Below are 6,000 nucleotides of genomic sequence, written 5' to 3' on the forward strand. Positions count from 1 at the left end.
TTCGGGCAGGATTCGGCCGAAGAACAGCTATAAAACCCGGACAGAAGAGGAAGAGTCGTATCCATGCAGGTCTGGCCGGGACAGGCGTACCCTCTGGGCGCCACCTATGACGGAGCGGGAACCAACTTCGCGGTCTTCTCGGAGGCCGCCCACAGGATCGAGCTGTGTCTGCTCCACGACGACGGCTCGGAGACGGCGGTGGAGCTGCGCGAGACCGACGCGTTCGTGCGGCACGCCTATCTGCCGGGTGTGATGCCCGGTCAGCGGTACGGGTTCCGGGTGCACGGCCCGTACGCCCCGGAGCGCGGGCTCCGCTGCAACGCGGCGAAGCTGCTCCTCGACCCCTACGCGCGCGCGGTGTCGGGACAGGTGAAGTGGGGCGAGGCGGTGTACGGCTATCCCTTCGGGAAGCCGGACGCGCGCAACGACCTGGACTCGGGTCCGCACACGATGACCTCGGTCGTGGTCAACCCGTACTTCGACTGGGGCGACGACCGGCGGCCGCGCACCGAGTACCACCACACGGTGATCTACGAGGCCCATGTGAAGGGCCTGACGATGCTCCATCCGGACCTGCCGGAGGAGCTGCGCGGGACGTACGCGGGTCTCGCGCACCCGTCGGTGATCGGGCACCTGAAGGAACTCGGCGTCACGGCGCTCGAACTGATGCCCGTTCACCAGTTCGTGAACGACCACAGGCTGGTCGACGCGGGGCTGTCCAACTACTGGGGCTACAACACGATCGGCTTCTTCGCCCCGCACAACGCCTACGCGTCCTGGGGCGACCGGGGCCAGCAGGTCCTGGAGTTCAAGTCGGCGGTGCGGGCGCTGCACCAGGCGGGCATCGAGGTCATCCTCGACGTGGTCTACAACCACACCGCCGAGGGCAACCACCTGGGCCCGACGCTCTCCATGCGGGGCCTGGACAATCCCTCGTACTACCGGCTCGCGGACGACCCCCGCTACTACATGGACACCACCGGTACGGGGAACTCGCTGCTCATGCGCTCCCCGCACGTGCTCCAGCTCATCATGGACAGCCTGCGGTACTGGGTGACCGAGATGCACGTGGACGGCTTCCGCTTCGACCTGGCGGCCACCCTGGCCCGCCAGTTCCACGAGGTGGACCGGCTGTCCTCGTTCTTCGACCTGGTGCAGCAGGACCCGGTGGTCAGCCAGGTGAAGCTGATCGCCGAGCCCTGGGACGTCGGCGAGGGCGGCTACCAGGTGGGCAACTTCCCACCGCTGTGGACCGAGTGGAACGGCAAGTACCGGGACTGCGTACGGGACCTGTGGCGGGGTGAACCGCGCACCCTCGCCGAGTTCGCCTCCCGGCTGACCGGCTCCTCCGACCTCTACCAGGACGACGGGCGGCGGCCGCTCGCCTCGGTCAACTTCGTCACCTGCCACGACGGCTTCACCCTGCGGGACCTCGTCTCGTACAACGACAAGCACAACGAGGCGAACGGCGAGGGCAACCGCGACGGCGAGAGCTACAACCGCTCCTGGAACTGCGGCGTGGAGGGCGAGAGCGAGGACGTCGGGATCGCCGAGCTGCGCGCCCGGCAGACCCGCAACTTCCTTGCCACCCTGATGCTTTCGCAGGGGGTGCCGATGCTCAGTCACGGCGACGAGTTCGGACGCACCCAGGGCGGCAACAACAACGCGTACTGCCAGGACAACGAGGTCTCCTGGGTGCGCTGGCCGAAGGAGAACAGCGAGGCCGAGGCCACGCTGCTCCGCTTCACCCGGGCGATGGTGCGGCTGCGCCGGGACCATCCGGTCTTCCGGCGCCGCCGCTTCTTCCACGGGCGACCGGTGGAGGGCACCCACGACGAGCTCACGGACATCGCCTGGTTCACGCCCGAGGGCGAGGAGATGACCTCCCGCGACTGGCAGGCGGCGCACGCCCAGGCGCTGACCGTCTTCCTCAACGGCAACGCCATCTCGGAGCCCGGCACCCAGGGCGAGCGGATCGCCGACGACTCCTTCCTGCTGATGTTCAACGCCTCGTCGAAGGAGCTGGAGTTCGCGGTCCCCGACAGCCACGGAACCCGCTGGCGCACGGTGGTGGACACCTCCGACCCGGAGGGCATGCCGCCGCAGGAGGGTCCGGAGCTCGTGGGCGGCGAGCGGGTGACCCTCGCGCCGCTCAGCCTGACCGTTCTGCGCCGGCCGGCCTGAGTTCCCGTACGGGACCGGGCACCGCCGCCCGTACCGTCCAGGACAGCAGCGCGCAGGCCACGGCCGCCCCCACCGCCACCGCGAAGGCGGCGGGGGCGCCGTGGCCTTCGGCGAGCCGCCCCGAGACGGCCAGCGCGAGGGCCTGACCGGCCACGATCCCGCTGGTGAGGAAGGCCATGGACTCGGCGAGCCGCGTGGCCGGCACGGTCCGTTCGGTGAGCCCGAAGACGGTGATCAGGTGCGGGGCGTAGGCGGCGCCGAGGACGACCACGACCGCGTACAGGGCGCCCAGGGAGCCGACGAACAGCAGCGGTACCGAGAGGACGACCAGCGCCGCGGTCGCCGCGCGCCAGCGGGTCGTCAGCCCGATCCGGGCGGGCACGGCCGCCATGGAGAGACCCACGGCGGCGCTCATCACCCCCATGGCCGCGTAGACGAGACCGGCCTGGGCGGGCGCGCCGAGCTCCTCGGTGAGTGCGGTGATCCCGGCCTGCGAAGCGCCGAACATGGCGCCCTGGAGGACCATCGTGCCGCGCAGGGCGTACGCGGATCCCGGCAGCCGCGTCCGTTCGGCGGCGCCCGTACGGGTGGACGCCGACGGCTCGTGAAGGGTGGCCCGCGCCGTCGGATGGAGGGCGAAGGCCGTACCGAAGACGGCGAGCAGGAGGGCAGCCAGGAGGAGCGCGGCCGCCGGGTGGGCGACGGCGGCGGCGAGGCCGACGAACGCCGGGCCGAGGACGAAGGACACCTCGTCGAGGGTGCCCTCGAAAGAGAGCACCGTGCCGACGGTCCGGTCGTCGGCTCCGGAGCGGCGGGCGAGGGCCACCGAGCGGGTCCGGGCGAGCGGCCCCACCTGCGGGACGGTCGCCCCGGCGAGCCCGCCGAGGACCATCAGCCAGGCCGTGGGGGCGTGGGCGAGCGCGGCGAGGACCAGGGCGGTGACGGCGACGGCGTTGGCGAGGGAGGCCGTGAGGACGACTCCGCGCTGGCCGTGCCGGTCGGTGAGGCGTCCGATGACCGGCCCGCCGAGGGTCTGCCCCGCCGCGAGCGCCCCGCCCGCAAGGCCTGCCGTGGCGAGGGAGCCGCTCGTCTCGGCGACCAGGAGCAGGCTGCCCAGCTGGCACATGGCGGTGGGCAGCCGGCCGAGGAAGGAGACGACGGGCAGGGCGGGGCCGAGCAGGGAGAGCGTGTCGCGATACATCCGGAGCATCGGGCGAACGTAACGCGATGCACACGAACGGGTGCATGAGGCGATGACACAGAAGCCCTCCCGCGGGGTACGTACGTTCGCATGACCTCCCTCCCGTCCGGCCCGACCTCCTTCCCGTCCGGTTCCGCCTCACCCCGTCCCGCGCTTCCCACCGCCACCTACCGGCTCCAGCTCCAGCCGGGGTTCCCGTTCGCGGCGGCCGAGCGGGCCGTGCCGCACCTCGCGGGCCTCGGGGTCTCGCACCTCCACCTCTCCCCCGTCCTGGAGGCGGTCCCCGGCTCGACCCACGGGTACGACGTCACCGACCACCGCTCCGTACGCGCCGAGCTCGGCGGCGAGGAGGGGCTGCGGGCCCTCGCCGCGACCGCGCGGGCCCACGGGCTCGGCCTCGTCGTCGACCTGGTGCCCAACCACATGGCGGCCTCCGCCCGGCACAACCACGCGCTGCGCGCCGTGCTCCGCGACGGCCCCGCCTCGCCGTACGCCCGCTGGTTCGACATCGACCGGTCCGCCGGGGACGGCCGGCTGCTGCTCCCGGTGCTGCCCGCGCGGCTCCCGGAGGTACGGGACCGGCTGCGGGTCGCGGACGGATCGCTGCACCTGGACGGACAGGACTTCCCGCTGCGGGCCGGCACGGAGGGGCTGCCGCTCGACGAGCTGCTCGACGCCCAGTGGTACCGGCTCGGCTGGTGGCGGCTCGCCCGCACCGAGCTCAACTACCGGCGCTTCTTCACGATCTCGGATCTGATCGGGGTACGCGTGGAGGACCCCGAGGTGTTCGGCGCGACCCACGCGAAGATCGTGGAACTGGTCCGGGACGGGGTGATCGAGGGGCTGCGGATCGACCACCCGGACGGACTCGCCGACCCGCAGGGCTACCTGGAGCAGCTCGCCGGGGCCACCGGCGGGCGCTGCTGGACCGTGGTGGAGAAGATCCTCACCGGTCCGGAGACCCTGCCCGCCGCCTGGCCGGTCGCCGGCACCACCGGGTACGACGCCCTGCGGCACGTCGACGGGGTGTTCACCGATCCGGTCGGCTGCCATGAACTGTCCGATCTCTACCGTGAGTTCGTCTGCCGAGCGGGCGACAGGGGCGGCCGCTGGGAGGCGACGGAGCGGCGGGCCGCGTACGAGGTGGTCGGCCACGACCTGGCCGCGGAGACGGCCGTCCTGACCCGGATCGCGGAGCGGATCTGCGCCGCCGATCCCGCCCTGCGGGACCATGCGCCCTGGGCGCTGCGCACCGCCGTCCGTGAACTCCTGGTCCGGGTCCCGGTCTACCGCCCGTACCGGACCGGCGGCGAGGAGGTGCTGACCCCGGAGGCGGCGCGCGGCGCGAAGGCGGCCTTCGCGGTGCCGGAGGAGGCCGCGGCGGTCGACCTCGTACGGGACCTGGCGCTCGGGACGCTCGGGGACGGACCCGAACACCGGGCGTTCCGGGCCCGGTTCGCGCAGACCTCGTCGGCTCTGCGGGCCAAGTCCGTGGAGGACACGGCCTTCTACCGGTACACCCCGCTGCTCTCGGCGAACGAGGTGGGCGGTGACGCGGGGCGCCCGGCGGTGCCGGTGGACGAGTTCCACGCGTACTGCCTGCGGATCTCACGGGACTGGCCGGGCACCGGCACCGTCCTGTCCACGCACGACACCAAGCGCAGCGCCGACGTCCGGGCCGCGATCGCGGTCCTGTCGCAGTGCCCGCAGGTGTGGGCGGATCTCCTCGGGGAGGTCGCGGGGGTGCCGGCGCCGGACCCGCACGTGGCCTGGACGGCCTGGCAGACCGCCTTCGGCCTCGGCACCCCGGACCCGGACCGGCTCGGCCCGGCGATCCTCAAGTCCGTACGGGAGGCGGGTCTCAGGACCAGCTGGACGGAGCCCGACACGGAGTACGAGCGGGCGGTGGAGGAGTTCGCGGCCGCCGGGCCCGGCCGCATCCCGCTCCGGGCGGCATCGGAGGCGGCCTTCGCCCTGGAGCCGCACATCCGGGCGCACGCGCTGGGCGCGCTCCTCACGCAGCTGACGATGCCGGGGGTGCCGGAGCTGTACCAGAACACGGAGCGGGAGTACCGGGCGCTGGTCGACCCGGACAACCGGGCCCCGTTCGCGGTCGGCCCGGACGACGACCACACGGCCCTGGTCCGGGCGGCGCTGCGGCTGCGGCGCGAGCGCCCCGCGGCCTTCGGCGCCCGGGGCGCGTACACGCCGCTCACGGCGGAGGGCCCGACGGCCGCCCACTGCCTGGCCTTCAGCCGCTCCGACGAGGTGATCACCGCCGTCACCCGGCTGCCGCTGCGCCTCTGGGAGGCGGGCGGCTGGCAGGACACGGAGCTGGTCCTCCCGGACGGCCGCTGGGGCGATGTCCTGGACGGCGTAAGGGAGTTCACCGGCGGGCCGGCGACGGAGCTGAAACTGGCGGAGCTGTTCGCGGAGCGGCCGGTGGCGCTGCTGGCACGTCTGCACGGCTGAGGGGCTGACGGACTGACGGGCGACGGAGTGACGGAGTGACGGACCGAGGGGCCCCGGGGTGAACCCCGGGGCCCCACGGAGGCTTGGGTGGGTCAGGTTCGGGTGGCTCGCGAGACCACGCACATGGTGTAAAAGGAGCCGTC

The 6,000-nt window shown here is 72.9% G+C and carries 3 protein-coding genes; 2 read left to right on the forward strand and 1 reads right to left on the reverse strand.

What is annotated here, in order from left to right; translation table 11 throughout:
* Positions 1-63: 63 nt before the first annotated feature.
* On the forward strand, positions 64-2,184 hold the full coding sequence (gene glgX / locus ACFQ79_RS26140; RefSeq protein WP_383587653.1) for a glycogen debranching protein GlgX: 2,121 nt from the start codon (positions 64-66) through the stop codon (positions 2,182-2,184).
* Here glgX and ACFQ79_RS26145 read toward each other — a convergent pair.
* Complete coding sequence (locus ACFQ79_RS26145; RefSeq protein WP_383587660.1) at positions 2,153-3,385, reverse strand: MFS transporter; 1,233 nt, start codon at positions 3,383-3,385, stop codon at positions 2,153-2,155. The genes glgX and ACFQ79_RS26145 overlap by 32 nt on opposite strands.
* 90 nt (positions 3,386-3,475) lie before the next feature.
* Here ACFQ79_RS26145 and treY point away from each other — a divergent pair, with 90 nt between their 5' ends.
* Entirely contained in the window at positions 3,476-5,857 is a 2,382-nt protein-coding gene (gene treY / locus ACFQ79_RS26150; protein ID WP_383587657.1) for a malto-oligosyltrehalose synthase, read from the forward strand.
* Positions 5,858-6,000: the final 143 nt, after the last annotated feature.

Origin of the sequence: Streptomyces sp. NPDC056480 (genome assembly GCF_042795405.1) — a bacterium.
Classification (GTDB): domain Bacteria; phylum Actinomycetota; class Actinomycetes; order Streptomycetales; family Streptomycetaceae; genus Streptomyces.

What these genes read in the sequence shown, in the direction of transcription:
- glgX (WP_383587653.1), top strand. Translation starts at nt 64, where the DNA reads ATGCAGGTCTGGCCGGGACAGGCGTACCCTCTGGGCGCCACCTATGAC.
- ACFQ79_RS26145 (WP_383587660.1), bottom strand. Translation starts at nt 3,385, where the DNA reads ATGTATCGCGACACGCTCTCCCTGCTCGGCCCCGCCCTGCCCGTCGTC.
- treY (WP_383587657.1), top strand. Translation starts at nt 3,476, where the DNA reads ATGACCTCCCTCCCGTCCGGCCCGACCTCCTTCCCGTCCGGTTCCGCC.